This is a genomic window from Acinetobacter sp. T_3_1, from assembly GCF_025377055.1.
In the GTDB taxonomy this organism is placed as follows: domain Bacteria; phylum Pseudomonadota; class Gammaproteobacteria; order Pseudomonadales; family Moraxellaceae; genus Acinetobacter; species Acinetobacter kookii.
The window spans coordinates 1-20,594 of the sequence record NZ_JACHVD010000013.1; the positions used below are offsets into that span (position 1 = coordinate 1).

Annotated in this window: 17 protein-coding genes; 8 read left to right on the forward strand and 9 right to left on the reverse strand. The window is 42.6% G+C overall.

Features of this window, described 5'->3' with window-relative positions; genetic code table 11:
* Positions 1–154 precede the first annotated feature (154 nt).
* Together H4I94_RS11895 and H4I94_RS11900 are read right to left on the reverse strand one after the other, a co-directional pair.
* Positions 155–1,255 carry a hypothetical protein gene (locus H4I94_RS11895; RefSeq protein ID WP_261183222.1) on the reverse strand — a complete coding sequence of 367 codons (1,101 nt, stop codon included), beginning with the start codon at positions 1,253–1,255 and terminating at the stop codon, positions 155–157.
* 324 nt (positions 1,256–1,579) lie between these two features.
* The gene (locus H4I94_RS11900) at positions 1,580–2,341 is read right to left on the reverse strand and encodes a glycosyltransferase family 2 protein (RefSeq protein ID WP_261183223.1); all 762 of its coding nucleotides are present in this window, start codon (positions 2,339–2,341) and stop codon (positions 1,580–1,582) included.
* 1,043 nt (positions 2,342–3,384) lie between these two features.
* Between H4I94_RS11900 and H4I94_RS11905 the strand changes: the two genes are divergently transcribed.
* Positions 3,385–4,029, forward strand: a complete 645-nt coding sequence (locus H4I94_RS11905; protein WP_261183224.1) for a HEPN domain-containing protein — start codon at positions 3,385–3,387, stop codon at positions 4,027–4,029.
* A 60-nt stretch (positions 4,030–4,089) separates the two neighbouring features.
* Here H4I94_RS11905 and H4I94_RS11910 read toward each other — a convergent pair whose 3' ends face one another.
* The gene (locus tag H4I94_RS11910) at positions 4,090–5,277 is read right to left on the reverse strand and encodes an MFS transporter (RefSeq protein WP_261183225.1); all 1,188 of its coding nucleotides are present in this window, start codon (positions 5,275–5,277) and stop codon (positions 4,090–4,092) included.
* Positions 5,278–5,463: 186 nt separating this feature from the next.
* The gene (locus tag H4I94_RS11915; protein WP_261183226.1) at positions 5,464–6,390 is read right to left on the reverse strand and encodes a DMT family transporter; all 927 of its coding nucleotides are present in this window, start codon (positions 6,388–6,390) and stop codon (positions 5,464–5,466) included.
* A 977-nt stretch (positions 6,391–7,367) separates the two neighbouring features.
* On the opposite strand from H4I94_RS11915, the gene H4I94_RS11920 reads away from it, so the two are divergent.
* The 5 genes from H4I94_RS11920 to H4I94_RS11940 all read left to right on the forward strand — a co-directional run bounded on the left by H4I94_RS11920 (position 7,368) and on the right by H4I94_RS11940 (position 12,635).
* Positions 7,368–8,495: a Re/Si-specific NAD(P)(+) transhydrogenase subunit alpha gene (locus H4I94_RS11920; RefSeq protein ID WP_092820281.1), complete on the forward strand. Its 1,128-nt coding sequence runs from the start codon at positions 7,368–7,370 to the stop codon at positions 8,493–8,495.
* Positions 8,496–8,506: 11 nt separating this feature from the next.
* Positions 8,507–8,830: a proton-translocating transhydrogenase family protein gene (locus H4I94_RS11925; protein ID WP_092820282.1), complete on the forward strand. Its 324-nt coding sequence runs from the start codon at positions 8,507–8,509 to the stop codon at positions 8,828–8,830.
* A 3-nt stretch (positions 8,831–8,833) separates the two neighbouring features.
* Positions 8,834–10,288, forward strand: coding sequence for an NAD(P)(+) transhydrogenase (Re/Si-specific) subunit beta (locus H4I94_RS11930; protein WP_261183227.1), 1,455 nt, complete (start codon positions 8,834–8,836; stop codon positions 10,286–10,288).
* 370 nt (positions 10,289–10,658) lie between these two features.
* Positions 10,659–11,993, forward strand: a complete 1,335-nt coding sequence (locus H4I94_RS11935) for an ammonium transporter (RefSeq protein ID WP_261183228.1) — start codon at positions 10,659–10,661, stop codon at positions 11,991–11,993.
* A gap of 21 nt (positions 11,994–12,014) precedes the next feature.
* On the forward strand, positions 12,015–12,635 hold the full coding sequence (locus H4I94_RS11940; RefSeq protein WP_261183229.1) for a hypothetical protein: 621 nt from the start codon (positions 12,015–12,017) through the stop codon (positions 12,633–12,635).
* Between the two features lie 100 nt (positions 12,636–12,735).
* On the opposite strand, the gene rsfS is transcribed toward H4I94_RS11940, so the two are convergent.
* The 5 genes from rsfS to H4I94_RS11965 all read right to left on the reverse strand — a co-directional run bounded on the left by rsfS (position 12,736) and on the right by H4I94_RS11965 (position 18,674).
* The gene (rsfS, locus tag H4I94_RS11945; protein WP_092820286.1) at positions 12,736–13,137 is read right to left on the reverse strand and encodes a ribosome silencing factor; all 402 of its coding nucleotides are present in this window, start codon (positions 13,135–13,137) and stop codon (positions 12,736–12,738) included.
* A gap of 77 nt (positions 13,138–13,214) precedes the next feature.
* A complete protein-coding gene (locus H4I94_RS11950; protein ID WP_092820287.1) occupies positions 13,215–14,009 on the reverse strand; it encodes a hydroxypyruvate isomerase family protein in 795 nt (264 codons plus the stop codon).
* Between the two features lie 34 nt (positions 14,010–14,043).
* Complete coding sequence (locus H4I94_RS11955; protein ID WP_261183230.1) at positions 14,044–14,910, reverse strand: NAD(P)-dependent oxidoreductase; 867 nt, start codon at positions 14,908–14,910, stop codon at positions 14,044–14,046.
* 36 nt (positions 14,911–14,946) lie between these two features.
* Positions 14,947–15,735 carry a crotonase/enoyl-CoA hydratase family protein gene (locus H4I94_RS11960; RefSeq protein ID WP_261183231.1) on the reverse strand — a complete coding sequence of 263 codons (789 nt, stop codon included), beginning with the start codon at positions 15,733–15,735 and terminating at the stop codon, positions 14,947–14,949.
* A gap of 128 nt (positions 15,736–15,863) precedes the next feature.
* Positions 15,864–18,674: an ATP-binding protein gene (locus H4I94_RS11965; RefSeq protein ID WP_261183232.1), complete on the reverse strand. Its 2,811-nt coding sequence runs from the start codon at positions 18,672–18,674 to the stop codon at positions 15,864–15,866.
* Positions 18,675–18,827: 153 nt separating this feature from the next.
* Here H4I94_RS11965 and cysM point away from each other — a divergent pair, with 153 nt between their 5' ends.
* Complete coding sequence (gene cysM, locus H4I94_RS11970; RefSeq protein ID WP_092820291.1) at positions 18,828–19,748, forward strand: cysteine synthase CysM; 921 nt, start codon at positions 18,828–18,830, stop codon at positions 19,746–19,748.
* Positions 19,749–19,768: 20 nt separating this feature from the next.
* Positions 19,769–20,590 carry a 3'-5' exonuclease gene (locus H4I94_RS11975; RefSeq protein WP_261183233.1) on the forward strand — a complete coding sequence of 274 codons (822 nt, stop codon included), beginning with the start codon at positions 19,769–19,771 and terminating at the stop codon, positions 20,588–20,590.
* The last annotated feature ends 4 nt before the right edge of the window (positions 20,591–20,594 follow it).

The window sequence follows — 20,594 nt, forward strand, 5'->3', positions numbered from 1 at the left end:
CCTATACGGATGAATATATTGCAGAAATCACTCAACGTTTGAATCATCGCCCAAGAAAAAGACTCGGCTTTAAAAGTCCGAGTCAGGTATTATGGCAACAACATGGTGTTGCACTTCAAATGCTAATCTAAGTACTAAAAAATATTGCCTAACCTTAACTAATATTTAAATTTTTTATGATTTTTCCATATGAATCTAAATATACGTTTTCATAATAATTTTTATAGTGGTTTTCCCATAATTTTTTTGCATTGATTGATTTTATTTTTATCAGCTCTTTATTAATTAAACTATCAAAGAAATCATTTAAACTATCTTCTCCTTCAGAGATAGACCAACCTGTATTAAATTTTTCAGTTTTTATACCTGGAGGAATGTCTTTAGTGGTAAGAAAAGCTTTACCTAGCATTAAGTGTTCATAATATTTATTTGGTGCTGCATATAAATGATTTAATATATCTTTATAATACATACCTACTATAATATCCATTTTAGACATAATGGAAAGTCCTTCTCTTAATGAAGCAGAACCATAAAATATGATATTTTTATTGGGCTGATTACTTATAAAGTCAGCTAAAGGACCATAGCCTATAATATGAAGTTCTAAATTATTTCTTTTAGCTATTGAGTTTACCAGATGTTCAATTCCTCGATATTTTTTCTCTAAGACTCCAAAATAACCAATTTTAATTTTTGAGTTATCTTGAATATCTGAATTTAAATTCGGTAGGTTCGTATCTCTTGGTACGTTTTCTATTATAATAATATTTTTCGAATCAACACTATGTTGTTTTTTTCTTATTTCATCCGCTAAAATACATAAGTCACTTTGTTTTATGAGATAGTTTTCAATTTTATCTAAAATTTTCTTAAATTTCCCATTTATCCCATGCGTATCTGTATATTTATCATAAATATCAAAAATCATTTTTTTAGAAAAAAATTTACAAAAGATAAATGCTGTAAATGCGGTATCCAAATCAATAGCTTGAACTATATTAATTTTTTTATGATGTTTACATAAAGTAATAAAAATAAAAATATTCCAGAGAATAAGGTTGAAAAAATTTTTTAGACCTCCGCCTATATAACCCTTTTTTTCAAAAAGAATATTTTTATCATTGTTTTTACTTTCACCTATACGATCCCAACCAATAAAACGATAAGAAACCTCTAAAGTGTCTAGAACATTAAAGTATTTTTGAATTTTACCATCAAAGTCAGGTATATATGATCTAATGAAAAATAGCATATCATTACTAAAAAGAGAAATTTTTCAATTGTAAATAGACTTTCTTATAAAGTCTATTTTTTCTACAAATTTATTATTTTTTTGGAATTATGCTTAATAAATTGAAATAATAAATTTTAACAAGAATAAATAATTGTTTTTAATAAAATATTAATGAGAGCTTATGGTGTTAATAATTATACCTAATTTTTTTTATTAGGTTCCCATTAACAAATTGTTCTAGTTAAATTTACTTATAAATAATTATGGATTCCTGGATAAACTAAAATTTTTAATCTAACAAAGCTGTCTATCAAGCCAATTTATTTTTCTCATAATGCATGACTAAATTTTATGCTTTAATAGTCCTTTAACGGCATAATGAGTAAAATAATAACAAGATTTAATTAGATTTATTTGTAAAATATTTCTATAAATTTTCCATTGCCATTGCGCTGATTTTATTTTTTTTCCTGAGAGGGAATTTTTTGATATGGTATAGTTGCATAAAGGTTTTTCAGTAATAACTTTAACAGCTTTTTCTGTGCTTGATAGTAATTCAAGCCAGAATATATAATCTTCGTGTCCATGTTTTATAAATCTCCTATCTTTAATTAGCTCTTTACTAACCATGCAAGTTAATGTTCCAATGCAGTTAGATTTTAATAGATGGTTTCGATTACATTCTATGGGGGTAATGATATCTTTGATAAACTCGCCTTTATAATCTACGTGCCGGTAATCCATATAACTGATTGAACATTTATTTTCATTCATATATTGAAGCTGTACCAATAATTTTTCTTCTGACCAAAAATCATCAGCATCAAGAAAGCAAATATATTCTCCTGTTGCTAAATCTAATCCATTATTTCGACTTTTTGCCACACCAACATTTTCAATGTTATTAATTAAGATAATTTTAAAATGTGCTTCAGTAATAAATTTTTTTATCAATTCTTCAGTTCTATCATTGGAGTAATCATTAATAACAATCCATTCAAATTTTTTAAATTTTTGATTTTTAAGAGAATTATATGTTCTGGTAATAAATTTTTCAGCATTGTAGGCTGGTGTTATTACAGAAATATCAATATTTAAACCCATATTATATATTTAACGAATTAAAAGATTTAAGTTTATTCTATTGCTTTTTTTTAAGTTGGGCGAGTTAAATTATATAAAATTTTTCATGATTTTGGATGTATAAATATTTAAAAGTTAAAGCAGATCTTTATAAATCAGAATTTAAGCTATGAAAAGCATTGTTTCGTAAGGGTGCAATCAGCAAGAGTTTCAGATAGCTTCAACACCATTGAGCATTTTGTTTTTCTGAATGAAATTAATTATTATTGCTGTGGATAGTCAAACTCTGCCTAGGCGAAAAAAGCTGCAGCGTTACGAAGAATTTCATTTACCTGTTACAGTTTTTTGTTCTCATATTTAAGTTGAGATGCATTGTTGATCAGACAGTAATTGATTTTTGTTGATCTGGATACTTTTTTTTATCAAGGTAGAAGTACTACAAGAGTACATTCGAACTTAAGCGAGTGCAGTAATTGTAGCCCAGCATGTTGATGGATATTCTCGCATTCACTAACTAAGTGTACCGTACGCTCTTTAATTTTAGGTGTCTATTTTGATTTTGTCATCGCGACATTCTTTTCTGGAAAGTGGGTTTTCGACAATCTCGGTACAGTTTATTTCCATAAATTATTATTTATAGAAGATTGATCATATAAAAATGAGTAATTAGATCTTGACTCTGATTGCTATCAAAGATTCATGATAATTGTGTTGCTGTTGTTTGCTCAGTAGAGCAAATTAAATAATTAGTGTAAAAGTTTAGTGAATCTTTATTCCTGACTTAAATTATAACGCTTTATTCTTGAACTTCGTAACATAACAATTTGACTTAAAATATAAGGAAAACAATTTATCCAATCCGTTATCAGCACGACCGAAGCACGGTTTATATCTGCTGTCTGCTTAAAGCCCCAAGACAAGAGAAGAAACAAAAAATGCAACAGGCTCAAATGTACTGATTATTCATTAAAAAATGAATATTGAGTGCTTTGATTATATTGTGGAAATTTCTCGAATTCAGTATGTTCTTATAAAGAAAAGAATAATGGATAGAGAAAATATAAATGTTCATTTTGGAAGAAGTTTTTAAAAGTAAAAAGGCAGAGCATTCAGATTATTTCAACTTGAGAATCCATCGCGGCTTAAGCTGGTTAAAAAAATCACTCGAACTCGATAGCGACCTTGATCTTAAATTCATGAGCCTGTGGATTTCATTTAATGCCATTTATGCGCAAGATATTGTCTTCAATCAGGACAAGCAGACATTCAGGCAGTTTTTATATTTAATTTGTCAGAAAGATCGAGAACATAAAATTTATCATGTGCTTTGGGATAAATTTAGCCAACCCATCCGTCTGCTTCTAGAAAATCCCTATGTGTATCAGGAGTTCTGGGATTATCAGAATCAAAAAATCAGCCAGCACAGCTGGAAAGAAGATTTTGAACAGGAGAAGAAAAAAGTCCAAAAAGCCTTACAGGAAAAGGCCTCAGTAGATATTTTATTTATTGTTTTTAATCGTCTTTATACCTTGCGCAATCAGATCATTCATGGCGGTGCCACTTATAACAGTTCGGTCAATCGCCGGCAATTGCAGGATGCCTGTAATATTCTGGCCGCCTTGTTACCGACCTTTATCTTTGTGCTGCTAGAAAATGCGCATAGTCTGGATTTGGGCAAACCGTTTTATCCCGTCGTACAAGTTTGTTAAATTCTATTTTGCAATCAGCCGAGTCGGGCAGAAAATTCTTTATTTGCCAGTTTTTTATGCCTAAGTGGAGGCAGCAGAGTGATAGCGCATATCCAGAAAGGCAAAAAAGGCAGCGCAGAGCACCAGACTCAATCCTGCCAGACAGGTCATGCTCCAGCCACCATGATGCCATGAATAAACGCCCCATGCGGAACCGCACGCCCCACCAATAAAGTAAGAGGTCATATAAATAGAATTGATCCGTGATTTGGCATCTGGACGTAAACGGAAAATAATATTTTGATTACTGGTGTGCACAATGGTCAGACCCAGGCTGATGACGCCGTAACCCAAAATATAGCTTGGCAGAGATTGCCCACCGAAATAAAGAAAAATCCAGCTCACAATCAGGGTGAACAGACCTATCCAGGTGAGGGATTGAGTATGGCCCTGATCGGCAATTTTGCCAATTTTAGACGTAGACAATGCACCGAATACCCCCACCAAAGTTACAACACCGACCAGCACATCAGAGAGATAAAACGGGGATGAGGTCAGCAAAACGGCAATGGTCGAAAACAGGGTACTCATGGCAGCAAATACAAAACCGCCAATCAAGGAACGAAATCCTAAACGCGGCTCCTGTTTCAGTAAAATTGCCATGGATTTAAAAATTTGCGCATAGCTCATTTTTAATATGGGTATGTGTGGCAGTCTAGCTTTGAGTAGAAAAGCCAAAATCAGCATCAATACCGCACTGAGCATATAGATCAGTTTCCAGTTGAACAGGTTAGACATTAAACCCGCAAGACTGGTGGATAGCAGCAGTCCGACCAGCAGTCCGCTCATCAGGAAACCTACCACTTCACCGGTTTTTTCCGGTTTGACGGCCATGGTGGCTAGGGGAATCAGGACTTGTGCCGCAACTGAAAATAGTCCCGTAATCATGGTTCCCAGCCAAAGCATGGGTAAGTTGACGGCAAAAGCACATAGAAATAAACCGATGGCCGCCATGATCATCAGTAAAGGAATGAATTTGGTTTTATTGACAATGTCACCCATTGGAACAATAAACAGCAAGCCCAGTGCATAGGATACCTGGGCAAACGTCACGGTTAAGGCAACTTGTGATTCAGGAACATGAAAATATTGCTGGATGGAATGGATTAAAGGCTGGCAATAATAGTTGGCTCCCGCACACAGACCACAGGCTATGGCCATCAGCCAGAGCAAAGATTTATCCTGGCTGATGTCGAGAGAAGTTTTCATAACCGTCCTTGTTTTGTTTCAGGCAGGCAAAGTTTGCCGGCATTGCGATGTACCTGCAGAGTATAGCAAGCGCTAACAGTCTGGACGTACAAATATACGGGAAAAGCGGTCTTTATTCGGTGTCCTGTGGCTATTTAAAAAGCCGCACCTTTTAGGTGGCACAAGGCTTGAATCAGACTAAAAAAATTAATGTGAGAATTTCTTTTTTGACAGGGTAATCATCATGACGCCAACAATATTGAGCATACAGCCCAGCCATTGAATGGCATTTAGATGCTCACCCAGAAAAATGGTGGCCAAAATAATGGTCAGAATTGGCCCGATCGAAGCAATCATGGCAGACTGTGCAGCACCCAGCCGGGCAATGCTTTGCGCCATCAGGATGGTGGGCAATACGGTGACCAGAAAGCCTAAAGCGACTCCATACCAGATTACACTGGAAGGAAGCTGGGACAGTAAGTTCAGGGGGTGTGGTGTGGCAACAAAATAGTGGGTTAAGGTGCCGATACAGGCAATACTCAGGGCCAAACCGGTAAAATTCCATGAACCAAACCGTTGAATCAGGCGTGGGGTCAGCAGTAAGTAGGCAGCAAAACATACTGCACTGGCAAAGACCAGACTTGCTCCCAGCCAGAAATGACCTTCATGAGGGACATTACTTTGTTCCTGCAACATCACAATAACCGTACCGCCATAACTTAAAGCGATAGCAAACAGGCTTTTTAGGCTCAAGCGTTGTTTATAGATCACGCTGGAAGCCAAAACGGTCAGGGTCGGATAAAGAAAGAGAATAATCCGTTCCAGAGAGGCACTGATATACATCAGACCGACAAAATCCAGCCAGCTTGAAAAGTAGTAACCTATTAGCCCTGCAACAATCAATAAACCCCAGTCTTTCGCTGCCAGCGCTTTATTGTGATGACGGTTGAACCAGCACAGCAGCAAAAAAAACGGTAAGGCGCTGGCCATACGCAAAGCCATTAACACTGTGCCATCAACCAGAGGTGACAGGGCATAGGTTTGCTTAATAAAAATGGCTTTGGTACTAAACAGGAAAGCAGCACAGATCGCAAACAATGAACCCAGTTGTGTTTTGGTTAGACTCAGTTTCATTTTATCTACTTGATGAGGGTTGCTGATCAGAGCAATCAGGAACTAAATGTGAATTATAAAGTTTTTGGCCGCCCAGGTTAAATGCAAAAATATGATGGTGATGATTCCTGTATGGAATAATTGATCGCTAAACTCAGGCTGATTTTTATCCGTCGCTACAATTTTCTGCGAAAGTTAGAAATCCGGGCAATCAGTCTTGAATAAATTTTATCCGGACAATACTTCTGCCAAGGGTTTGTTAGGCTAAAGATCAGTGAATTTGTGAATGAAAAGTCGGAAATCAGCCTAAAAGTCGATTATTTGCACCAAATGGGTGCAATAAATACGCGCAACCCGCTGATTAAATTTAAAACATCATCATGCGAAATGACGATGAAAAAAATATTTATTAAATTTTGAATCGGATTAGACTTAGGACGAATAAACATAAAAGAGCAAAAAAAGCATAAAAATAAGAAAATTATCTATTTTTTAGTGTTGTAAAAATATGCAATCGTCGCAGCACGAGTTTTTCAGTGACGGATATTTTTCAAGACAACAAAAGCCTTTCAGATGTCACCAGAGTCAATGAATAAAAAAAACCATTTAATTTTAATAATTTTATAAATAAATCAGGCAATTTGAGGGAAGAAATAAATTCAAGCCAGCAAGGCTGTATTGTCAGAAAGATCAATCTCGGATTTTGGTCAGGTAGGGCAGCTTCGGCCCAGGCACTTAAGTAAAGCCAAACATTAAATATTGAGCGTGGTAGTTAAAGTCATTCAGCACAGCTGAAATAAATGCTAAACCTATAAATGATATATCGTATGATTATTTTTATGAATCACCAGTTCAAAATATGGGTATTTATTAAATAAATATTGGGTGGTAATTTAAAAAAGTTCAATTAGAATCCAAAAATTCAACAAAAACGCATCTAGGGGGAAACATTGCTTACGGCGATGTTTACTTAAGAAAAATTAGCTTGAGGAACGCTCATGCAGATCGGAATCCCAACCGAAACTGTTGTCGGTGAAAATCGTGTGGCGGCAACGCCAGAAACAGTCAAGAAGTTGATCAGTGCTGGTCATACTGTAGTCATTGAACGTAGAGCAGGGGTAAAAGCCGCTTATATTGACAGTGCCTATGAACAGGTCGGTGCCAAAATTACGGATGATGCCTATACCGGCAGTCAGATTATTTTGAAAGTTCGTGCCCCTCAAGGCGAAGAAATTCAAAAACTTGCGCCAAATACCGCAGTCATTGCGATGTTTGACCCGTATCGCAACACTGAGCTGGATCAGTTTGCAGCGCAGCAGGTTTCTGCATTTGCATTAGAGCTTTTGCCGCGTACGCTGTCTCGTGCCCAAAACATGGACGTGCTGTCTTCTCAAGCTAACTTGGCCGGTTATAAATCGGTACTTTTGGCGGCAGCAGAATATCAACGCATGTTCCCTATGCTCATGACGGCTGCCGGTACGGTAAAACCGGCCCGTGTGGTGATTATGGGTGTAGGTGTTGCCGGTCTGCAAGCGATTGCAACTGCAAAACGTTTAGGTGCTGTGGTTGAAGCAACCGATTTACGTCCAACTGCACGTGACCAGGTCGAATCGCTTGGCGGTAAATGGCTCGATGTGCCAATGTCGGATGAAGAAAAGCAGAAAGCTGCTGACGCTGCTAAAAATGGTTATGGATGGATGCCAGGTGAGCAATACATCAAAGACCAGGCGGTCATTGTCGATAAAGCCGTTTCCAATGCCGATATCGTGATTACCACTGCACTGTTGCCGGGCCGTGATGCACCGCGTTTAATTCGTGCTGAAACAGTGGCCAAAATGAAACCGGGTTCAATCATTCTGGATATGGCGGTTGAGTCTGGCGGTAACGTGGAAGGTTCCAAATGCGGTGAAAATGTCGTGACGGATAATGGCGTGACCATTTTGGGTATTCCAAATATTCCTTCTACAGTTGCGACTGAAGCTTCAGCACTGTATGCACGTAACGTCTTTAATTTCCTCGATACCCTGTTTGATGCAGAGAAAAACTTTGCCATCAATCCGGAAGAGGAAATTCAAAAAGCCCTTCTGGTAACTCATGGCGGTCAAGTACTGCTGAAGCGTGGTTAAGGAGAGTCATCATGGTTGAAACGATTACAATTTTCGTCCTTGCCATCTTTGTAGGTTACTACGTGGTTTGGGGCGTAACACCTGCTTTACATACGCCACTTATGGCGGTAACCAATGCATTGTCTTCGATCATTATCGTTGGTGCAATGATTCAAACCGTAGGCTTGCCAGTGATTGGTGTCGATGCCAACGTGGCTTTTCAAAGCGTAAACATCGTGAGCATTTTAGGCGCGGTTGCAGTGTTCCTGGCAAGTATCAACATTTTCGGTGGTTTTGCCGTGACTGCACGTATGCTTGAAATGTTTAAGCCAAAGCAAAAGAAAAAAGAGGGCTAATCAATGGAATTTATTCGAGAATATGCCAATTGGTTCTATTTGATCGGTGCCATTCTTTTTATCTTGACCCTGCGCGGCTTGTCGGGTCCAAAGACTGCAATTGCCGGTAACCGTTACGGTATGATCGCAATGGCGATTGCCGTGATCACGACTTTCTTTGTGGCTGAACATCCTGTGATCTGGATGATTGTCGGTGCAATGGTTCTTGGTGCTGTTGTGGGTATTGCCCGTGCACGTACCGTACCGATGACGCAAATGCCAGAAACTGTTGCTTTGATGCACTCATTGGTTGGTTTGGCTGCGGTATTGATTGCCATTGCCGCGATTTTGCATAACAACCAGTTAACTGCCCTATTTGCACAGAATGAAGCGGCGTTAACAGCAGCTGGTGTTCAGCATGCACATATGAGCAGCGTTCATTTATTTGAATTGTTCGTGGGTTGTTTCGTGGGTGCAATCACCTTTACAGCTTCCGTATTTGCTTACGGTAAACTGGCTGCGAAGAAATGGGCGAAAACCATTTCGGGTGGCTGGGTTAAGCCGGTACAGGCGATTATTTTCCTGGCAATGCTTGGTTGTGGTATCAACTTCTTCTTAACCGGCGACATGACATCTTTCTGGGTAATGACTGCACTTGCACTTGCATTTGGCTGGGTATGGATTGCACCGGTCGGTGGTGGCGATATGCCGGTTGTGGTGTCACTGTTGAACTCATTCTCTGGCTGGGCTGCAGCAGGTATTGGTTTCACTTTAGAAAACAATATGCTGATTGTTGCCGGTTCCCTGGTAGGTTCTTCAGGTGCAATTCTGTCTTACATCATGTGTAAAGCCATGAACCGTTCAATCATCAACGTATTGTTTGGTGGTGCAATGGGTGGTGCAGCAGTGGCTTCTGGTGACAAGGGCGAGCAGGTTCAGCGTAACCACCGCTCAGGTTCAGCAGATGATGCAGGCTTCCTGATGTCAAATGCAGACAGCGTAGTGATTGTTCCGGGTTATGGTATGGCTCAAGGCCGTGCACAAAATGCCGTAAAAGAACTGTGTGAAATCCTGAAAGAACAAGGCGTTAAAGTACGCTTTGCAATTCACCCGGTTGCAGGTCGTATGCCTGGTCACATGAACGTATTGCTTGCTGAAGCTGACGTGGCTTATGAAGACATTCTGGAAATGGATGAAATCAACTCTGACTTCCCGGCAACTGATGTGGTGTTGGTCATTGGTGCAAACGACGTCGTCAACCCGGCAGCGAAAGATGATCCAAGTTCACCAATTTATGGTATGCCGATTCTTGAAGCACATAAGGCGCGTACCATTATGGTGATCAAGCGTTCTATGGCAACCGGTTATGCAGGTCTGGACAATGACTTGTTCTATAATGAAAAAACCATGATGATTTTCGGTGATGCCAAGAAAGTTGTGGAAGATATGACTAAAGCCATTAACGGCGGCGGTCACTAAATCCACGCTTCAAAAGTTCCTCTTTCATAAAGAGGGATTTAGGGAGATTAAAACCACCTTCGGGTGGTTTTTTGTTTCTAGAATATATGACTTTTCAATAATTAAATTGAAGAATAGAGCAGGATACATTTTTATAAGGATATGGTTTCTTGTTTTATTTGGTGCTGTCTGATCAAGCGATATTACAAAAATGCTTTATAAAATGGCAATTAACTGTTTATTTCTAAATAGATATTGCTGATTAGTGATATTTTTAGAAATTAAGTTGTGCTAAGACCGGCATTTGCCGGCCTTTTTAAATAAAAAGATAAATCTCGATAATCTGGCATTTCTTTTGCATTTTTGTGATTCAGTTTTAGGGGGACTGTTCATGAAAATAATAAAGTGTCTAGTATTGCTGTTATGCGTCTGTTCACTACCTGCATTTGCAAGTGAAGCTGCGACAAACACAGCCAATATTCAAGAAATACGTTTATCACTCGACAGCGTTTGGGTGGTCATCGGCGGGATTCTGGTGTTCTTGATGCAGGCCGGTTTTGCAATGGTAGAAAGTGGCTCTGTACGCAGCAAGAATACCGTTAACGTATTAATGAAAAACTATATGGATGCTTGTCTGGGGGGATTGGTCTTCTGGTTGGTGGGCTTTGGGCTGATGTTCGGCATGAACGCTTCGGGCTGGATTGGCACCAGTCATTTTGCACCCGATAACATGGATGGCTGGCATTGGAATCTGCTGTTCTTTCAAATGATGTTTGCCGCTACTGCAACCACAATTGCCAGTGGTGCCATGGCGGAGCGTATTCACTTTGTCGCTTATATTGTCGTTGCTGCCGTGGTCAGTGGCCTTATTTATCCTGTCTTTGGTAGTTGGGCATGGGGCAGTATTTTTGAGGGTACAGGCTGGTTAAAGGCCTTGGGGTTTATCGACTTCGCCGGTTCAACCGTGGTGCATTCCATCGGTGGTTGGGTCGCTTTGGCCGGAATCATTGTTTTGGGGCCGCGCTTGGGACGTTTTGGTCGTAATGGGCAAAGTCATTTTTTAGCGGGACATAACTTGCCCTTGGTAGCCTTGGGTGGTTTTATCTTGTGGTTTGCATGGTTTGGTTTTAATGCGGCATCAACGGTGAATGCCAATGTCAGTATTGGCCGTATTGCTTTAAATACCCATCTGGCCGCTTGTGCTGCTGCAGTGTCTTATATGTTGTATGCCTTGGTTCGTGGCAAGGCAATCCTGATGAAGACCACCATTAATGCTTCATTGGGCGGTTTGGTGGGTATTACGGCAGGTTGTGCAACCATGTCGCCACTTTTTGCCGTCATTACCGGTGCCATTGCAGGTTTGCTAGTAAGTACCTTGCCGGTCTTAATGGAAAAATTAAAACTGGATGATGTCGTGGATGCAGTGACGGTACACGGTTTTTGCGGGGCGTGGGGAACAGTGGCTGCAGGCCTGTTTTTTGAAGCCGATATGTTCAACTCACAAATTGTTTCCATTCAGGTGCTAGGGGTACTGGCAGCATTTGCCTGGGGATTTGGAATCGCGATGATTACCTTTAAAGTGCTAAAGAAAATGCTGGGGAGTTTGCGTGTCGGCACGCAACATGAACAGCGCGGTTTGGATTATACCGAACATGCCGAGCTGTCTTATCCTGAATTTCAGCGCGATGTGACTTTTGAAACAGATGATATTACCAGACGCCACTGAACCAAGAAGGGGAGTTTAGCTATGCCAAATGAATTACTCACTGTAATGCAAAAGAAACAGGCAATTGAGCGCGGTTTAAGCCATTATTTGCAAGGAACTGTACTGGAACGGGTATTGAATTACTGGGAACAGGAGTATGGTGACAAGCCTTCATTTGTACTCAACCGTTTTATGAATGATATTTGCAATACCGATGAGTTGCGTGTTCAGCGCAAAGAAATGTTGAAACAGGTGTTATGCGAAATGTCGGCGGTTGAAAAACAGGTACTACTGGATACCAAGCCGAAAGTGCAAACGGAAGTGCTGACAGAGGTGCCGATTTCAGCCGATTTTTCCGATGCTTTTTTTGATTTGATCAATGGGGTGGTGCAGACAGTAGCTACCGCTGATCTGAATGATTTTAATGCGGAAGTGAAAAATCATGTCCAAGCCCTAGGCATTGCCATTCAGCAATCCGCGAATCTGAATGATGCTGCTTTTACGGAATGTTTGCCGCTCACCAGTTATGCTCAGGTGATTACTGCATCCTATGAATGCTATTGCGAATTCTATGGCCCAAGCAAGGCCGATCAGGTCTATGCACGGGTGAAAATGGACATCAAGAGCAAATATCCATCCGTGGATTTACATCACTTATTATAGCGGATCAATCTTGATGAAGTGGATGTTCGGTCTAAAGTTCAGGCTGGGCATCCCCAAAACAGCAGCACAAAAAAAGCGACCTGAAGGTCGCTTTTTTAATTTAGGCTACTGATTCTGGAGTTGCGCGCCATAAGCTTTCCAGATCGTAAAATTTACGCGCTGTTGGAAGCATGACGTGAACGACAACAAAACCAAGATCGATGAGGATCCATTCGGCATCACGTTCACCTTCAACGCCGAGAGGGCGGAAACCTGCTTTACGTGCTTCTTCAGCAACATTGTCTGCAAGGGCTTTAATGTGACGGGTTGATGTACCGCTCGCAATGACCATGGCATCTGCCACATTGCTGATTGAGCTGACATCAAGTTCTAGAATATCTTTTGCTTTTACATCTAAGAGGGCTTCATGTACAACTTTTAAGCAAGCTTGTACATCTTTAGCATGAGCATTCATTGCGTGTTCGAGAGAATTAGAAGCGCTGGGCGATGGTTCTAAATTCATAAAAGGTTTAATTTCCGGACAATATCTCACTGTGTAATATAGCGGTTTTGGGGCTAAATTTCAAATCTGTTCATAATTTAACTTTGTGGATGTTTTGCAAAATATTTATCTTTCCAGGCAAAGGAATGGCTGGAATGCGCTTGGGGCTTGTATTCTGCCGCGGTGAAACCCGTATAGGGACTTTGGCTTAACCATTGAAAAATGTCTGCGTATGGAATTTGTGCAGTATCAGGCTGATGACGTCCCGGGCAGTCTGCAAACTGGATATGCCCAATATCCTGAATATTTTCCTTTAAGCCTTGCAGCACATCTTCACCCATCATCGCCATGTGATAGCAGTCATATTGCATTTTCAGCGCAGGGTGCCGTACAGCTTCCAGCATCTCTTGGGCTTGGGCAATATTCTGTACCAGAAAGCGCGGCATGTCGGTGCCATTAATCATTTCAAACACCGGCTGGATGTTGTGTACAGCAAACATGGAACAGGCCAGTTTTAAATTTTTTGCCAGTGTATTTAAGCAAGGCAACAAATCTGAATCGAGGGGTTGCTTGCCGGCCAAAATATTCACACTGGATACATTCAGTGCGGTGGCATATTCAATGGCCTTTTCCAGGGCACGATGAAATTCAATTTCTTGACCCGGTACGCCAGCCAGCCCATTGCCGCCTTGCATCAGGTCACCTGCAGGTACATTAATCAGGCACAAGCCAAGATCATGCAGGGTCAGTTGAGTCTGAATCTGTTCAATGCTGAGTTCATAGGGAAACTGAATTTCCACATACTGAAATCCGTGCGCGCGCGCCAGAGCAAAGCGCTCAATCAAAGGTACTTCAGTAAAAATCATGGATAAATTTACCGCCAGCTTCATCATGCTGTTACTCCTTGCGTGCTAAGAAATGGTCTGCTCAAGATTCAACCAGTTGAATGACAGTTGCCAGGTCAGCCTCAGCATAGCCGTTATTTTGGTGGGTTTTCAATTGTGAAAGAGCCTGTTTTGCGACAGGAATATTTAAATTGAACTGTTCAGCCAGCTGCATGGCATTATTCAGGTCTTTGGACAGGGTTTGTACTTTCCATTGCACCGGCTCAAAAGTATGCGTTGCCATACGCGGGCTTAAGATCTGAAACGGTTTCGAGTCGGCAAAACCACCGGCAAGCGCAGGGGCAAGCAAGGTGGTATCTACCCCGGCCTGTTTGGCTAAGGCTACTGCTTCTGCAATCAAGGTGCTGTTTGCTGCAACAATCAGCTGATTGCAGATTTTGGTGGCTTGCCCGGTACCTGTTTCGCCCATACGCGTCACACGTTGCGAGAGCACATTATAAATCAGCGATAAATCCTGAATGGTTTGCGTGTCGCCACCGGCAAAGATCACCAGTGTGCCCTGTTCGGCACCTGCGGTACCCCCGGAAACAGGCGAGTCAATCCATTGCACTTGCTGGTTTTGTGCCTGCTGTGCCAAAGCTTTGGTTTTATCCACAGATAAACTGGAGAAATCCACAATCACTTGACCCGCAGTGAGTTGGCCCTGGATGTGATCAAACACTGCCTGTACGGCAGCATCATCGGCCAGACAGGTCAGAATCACCGGATATTGCCCAATATTTTGCAAGTCTAGGGCCGTAGCGCCCATATCAATCAGCACATCACAGGCGGATGCCGTTCTGTTCCATACCCCCACGTCAAAACCGGCCTGAATCAGCCGGGTCGCCATGCGGCTGCCCATGAGACCCATGCCTAGGAATGCGATTTTTGTATTACGATCAAAACTCATCTGTTTTTCTCTGAATGATCCTGTTATGGCTCTATTTTACTTATATTGACGCGGTAAAAACTGAACTTCCGGGTTTTTGTCTTTTTTACGCGCCAGTTTACTGTTTTTGCCTAACAGTAATTTGAGTTGCCAGATTTTCTCCAGGCGTAACGATTTGCTCGGTGCGTGTTCCATGGCATCAAGAACCTGTTTGGCGGCCGCCAATGCATCCGGGGAGCGTTGCAACATCTCTTCTGCAATTGACTGGGCTTTGCTGATCGGTGATGCATCCAGATGCGTCACCAGACCTATCTCTTTGGCATAATTGGCATCGAAAATACGCCCGGTCAGGGTCAGTTCCTTGGCCAGGTCGACATTAACAATGCCTTTAATCGAACGGCTGAGTCCCATGTCCGGCACCAGTCCCCAGCGGCTTTCCATAATCGACATTTTGGTGTCCGGGTGGGCAATACGGATATCCGCAGCCAGTGCCAGTTGCATGCCGGCACCCAGGCAATAGCCTTCAATTGCAGCAATCACAGGTACAGGCAGTTCCTGCCAGATTAAAAAGGCTTTTTGAAACAGGCTCTGTCCCGGTTTGAGCAGTTCCCAAGCAGCGTAAGCGGTATTTTTCGGCGCATTTAAGTCAGCCAGGTCAATTCCGGCACTAAACACATGCGCTTCGCCGGTTAAAATGACACAGCGAATGGAGCGGTCTTTTTTAATTTGTCTGGCTGCATTGACCAGTTCGCGCAGTAAAGCAAAGCTCATGGCATTACGCTTTTCTGGACGGTTTAAGGAAACGGTTGCGATGCCATTGTTTTTTTCTATGCGAAGTAATGCCATGGGGTAGACCTGTATTTTCATATGGTTTTGAGCATAACATGGGTATTTCTCTGATACATGCCGCGATACATGACAGCAGAGTCACATCTAAACATAGACGTGGCTTCTAGAACTCGGCTAGACCATGATCAGATACTTTGCCTGTTTAAAATTTGCTGTGAAGCCTGTTCAACCTGCTGAATGACCGACTGCAACTCATCAAAGCGTTTCAGGGTTTCATGAATAAAGGCTTCATCCGCCTTGCGACGTTCCTTGCGTAAGGAAGAAACAAACTGTTCAAATCCACCGCTGACTTCCTGAAGGCGAGGCACCCCCACATAACGGGTCGCCCCATATAAGCGGTGCAGCACATGTTCCAGTTGCGGAAAATCTTCCATTTCGATTAATTGCTGCATTTCTTCCAGCTCGGTCGGGAAGCTGTCAGTGAGCATTTTCAGTAAATCGAGCGCCAGATCTTCTTTATTGGCCGCCAGTTGCAGGCTTTGTTGCCAATCCAGAATATTGGGATCGAGAGCTTCAATCAGAATGGATTTCTCTACGCTTTTCGCTTTCTTAAAGCTTTCCGAGGTCCAGTGAGTCAAAATCTGGATAATCTGTTCCATCTGAATCGGTTTGGTGACGTAATCATCTATACCGACCTGCAACAGTTTCTGCTTTTCATCCGCCAAGGCATGTGCAGTCAGGGCAATAATCGGCAGGCGCTTATGATTCTCCAGGGTCGACTCTAGCGAGCGAATGGCACGGGTGGTATCAATTCCGGACATCACTGGCATTTGAATATCCATAAACACCAAATCAAATGCCGGCAACTCCTGCTCGATGCGCTGCTGAATAATTTCAATGGCTTCCTGACCGCTTAAGGCCTTGGTGGTGGTGACATTCAGCTCTGCAAGCAGTGCTTCCAGAACAATCAGGTTCGGTAAATGGTCATCCACAGCCAGTACATGCAAACCTTGTCCATTAAATTCTTCATGTACGTCTTGCTCGAAAATAGGCTGATTGCTGAGTAACTGAATTAAAGCGCTACGGCTTAAAGGCTGATACAGCGGACGGGCGCGGTAATCGTTCAGCATGTTTGGATCGAGCGCCATCTGATAGCCATACACGGCAATATTGCCGTGGTAGCGTTGACGGATTTCTTTCAGCAGTGCTTCACCATCGCCGCTATGGTCGACAATCAGCCAGGTATTTTCATCGTTGGTCGGGAATTTATTCAGCTGGCTGAACAGGTCCAGAATCGAGCCGGTTTCCACATGATGCACACCATAATTTTCCAGATAATGGCGCAGAATGTTGGCGGTTGCAGGATGGGCCAAATAGGAAACCACCTGCATTTGTTCAAAGTGCGGATGCACAATTTCAATGTCTTCATCCACCACAAACATGGCGGTAAACCAGAAGGTCGAGCCTTTTTCGGTCGGTGCGCGCTCCTGGTTGTCTTCAAAGCCAATTTGGCCCTGCATCAAATGCACTAGCTGTTTGGAAATGGCCAGGCCAAGTCCTGTACCACCAAATTGACGGGTCACCGAAGCATCACCTTGCGAGAAGGATTCAAACAGTTTTTTCCGGTCTGTACCGCTCAGGCCAATGCCGCTGTCCTGCACGCTAAAGTGCAACAGGCATTGTCCAATGTCATCATGTTCCATGCGGGTACGGACAATAATTTCGCCATCTGGGGTAAATTTGATGGCATTGGAAATCAGGTTGGTCAGAATCTGCTTGAAGCGTAAGGCATCGCCAATGACTTGCGTTGGCACATTGTCGGCATAATAGAATGCCATATCGATGTGCTTTTGCGCAGCCAATGGCGAGAGCATATCCATCACGTCAAAAATGGCTTCTTCCAGGTCAAACGGGGCCGTTTCCAGTTCCAGCTTGCCGGCATCAATCTTGGAGAAATCCAGCACGTCATTAATCAGCGCCAGCAGATGCGCAGATGATTTACGGATGGTTTGCAAATACAGGTTCTGCTCATTGCTCAGGTTGCCTTGGCGCAGCAATAAATGAATAAAACCGTCAATACTGTTCAAGGGAGTACGCAGTTCATGGCTGATATTGGCCAGAAACACCGACTTGGACTGGTTGGCTGAAATCGCCTGGTCGCGTGCCTGACGATAGGTAATGTTCTGAACTTCCAGGGTATCTAAAGTACGGCGCAAATCATCTTCGGTCTGTTCGGTATGTTCTTTGAGTTCCAGAAAGCTAAAGTGCAGGCGTTTCACCACGTTGGCAATATCGCGCTGCAATAAGCGCAATTCCCCGGTACTGTTAATCACCATGTGCTGATCAAGCGTGTCGGCATTCAGGCGCTGTAACTGCATCCGGATTTCGTACATTGGCGCAATCCAGCGCCGTGAGTAGAAATTCAGGCACAGTAACAGCAGCAATAACGTCAGCAGGCCGGTGGCAATCAGCACAATCATGACCCGGTAGTGGGCAATTTCCAGGGGCTGGTTATCCAGCTCAATTACCAGTGTGGCCGGGTTATCGGTATGTTCATTAATTTTTAAGGCATAGATATGATTGTGATTATGCAGGATAGGCCCGACAAAATCGGCTTTAGCGTCAATCTTGGGCCAAGCTTCCTGATCCTGAAAACCAATACTTAAACGGTTTCTGCCTTGGGGATCGATAATTGCGGCACGAATGAGATGTTTTTCATCCAGCATCACTTGCAGGGTATTACGAGCCTGATCATATTGCCATGGATAGCGGTTGAGCAGATCGAATGCAGCTTCGGCGGTAAGCTGATAGCGGGTCACAATCGCAATAGCCATCTGACGTTGCTGCGCACGTGAGGCATTGGATGTTTCGGATAAAACCAGCAATGCCCCCACACATGCCAAAACCATAATGGGGACAAAAATCATGGCGATGAGTTGTCCATAAGCATGATTTAAGTGTAGACGCTTAAATAACTTTTTATTGATATTTGACATGGTTAAAGCAGTTGATTCCCTATGCTTTGCATATTAGCACGCTTTATTTAAAACTGGCTGTGCTTTAATCACTTTCAATAAAAAGCCTGCTAAATGGGTGCAGGAGGAAGCATTTTTCCATACAATAGGCGCACCTCGATATAGGTGCAAATAATGAGTAATACCACCCCTGATTTCCAAGCTGACGAATTTTTACTGGATCACTATGTAGGAAAAACGCCTCTGGTGCGTTTACAACGTCTGGCAAGTCACACTCAAGCAACAGTATTGGCGAAACTTGAAGGGAACAATCCTGCAGGTTCGGTAAAAGACCGCCCAGCGTACAACATGATTATGCAGGCTGAAAAACGTGGTCAAATCAAGCCAGGCGATACATTGATTGAAGCGACCAGTGGAAATACGGGAATTGCCTTGGCCATGGTGGCTGCCATGCGTGGCTATAAAATGAAACTCATTATGCCTGCAGGTTCAAGTCAAGAACGCAAAGATGCCATGCGTGCTTATGGCGCCGAGCTGATCGAGTCCGAGAATATGGAACAGGCGCGTGATATGGCGCTGCAAATGCAAGAAGAAGGAAAAGGACTGGTCTTAAACCAGTTTGGCAACCCGGACAATGTGGACGCCCATTACCGGACGACCGGTCCGGAAATCTGGCAGCAAACCGGCGGTAAAATTACCCATTTCGTCAGTTCCATGGGAACGACAGGCACAATTATGGGGATTTCCAAATACCTAAAAGAACAAAATCCGGATATTCAGATTGTCGGTTTGCAACCTTCGGAAGGTTCCAATATTGCCGGTATCCGTCGTTGGCCACAAGAATATCTACCTACCATTTTTGATCCTAAGCGGGTTGACCGCATTATGGACATTCCGCAAATTGAAGCGGAAAAAACCGCACGTCAACTGGCGCGCAAAGAAGGCATCAGTGCCGGAACCTCATCAGGCGGTGCCGTGTGGGCTTCCATTAAACTGGCTGAAGAAAATCCGGGTGCCGTAATTGTCTGCATCGTCTGTGACCGTGGTGACCGTTATCTGTCTACCGGTTTATTCTCTGTAGTCGACCCTGAATAATTAAAAAACTGTGAGATGAAATGCGCTTACCTATCTTGATTTTTGATATCGAAACGCTGACCGATTTAAAGTCAGGTGCGCATTTATATCATCTGGATTTGCCCGAAGCAGATCTTGAGCAGGCGTTAATGAAATTGCGCCGTCAGGAATCAGGGGCGGATTTCCAGCGTTTGCCGCTGCATGAAATTGTTTGTATTTCCGGTCTCTGGATTGATGAAAACGGGGCGATGACACTGTTTTCATTTAGCCGCGAACAGTATAGCGAAGCGGAAATTTTAAAAAAATTTCTGTCCATTTTTGATAAGCGCCATCCGACTCTGGTCAGTTGGAATGGTTCACAGTTTGATCTGCCGGTAATTCTGTTCCGTGCCATGTATCATGGCTTGTCGGCACCAAGTTTGTTCGATCAGGGCGAAATTGATCAGCAAAAGCGCTATAATAATTACCAGAACCGTTACCATCAGCGTCATGTCGACTTAATGGATGTCATGGCGATGTTTAATGGCCGTCATTTCCAGAAGCTGGATGATGTTGCACATCTGCTGGGATTTCCGGGCAAGCGCGGTGATGGTGCTTACCATGTTCCGGAATATGTCCGTGCACAGCAGTGGTTAAAATTAACCAGCTACTGTGAAGGCGATGTGCTGAATACCTGGTTGATCTATTTGCGCTGGCTATTGCTGAAAGGCCAATTGCTGGCTGAAGATCACCGTTACTGGGTTCAAGCCACCATCCAGTATTTACAGCATCAACCGCAACACGCAGATTTTCTTCAGGTATGGCGTGAAACTTCACAGCATACCGAATTTACCGCTACAGATTTTATCTCTCCCACACCCTAGGTAT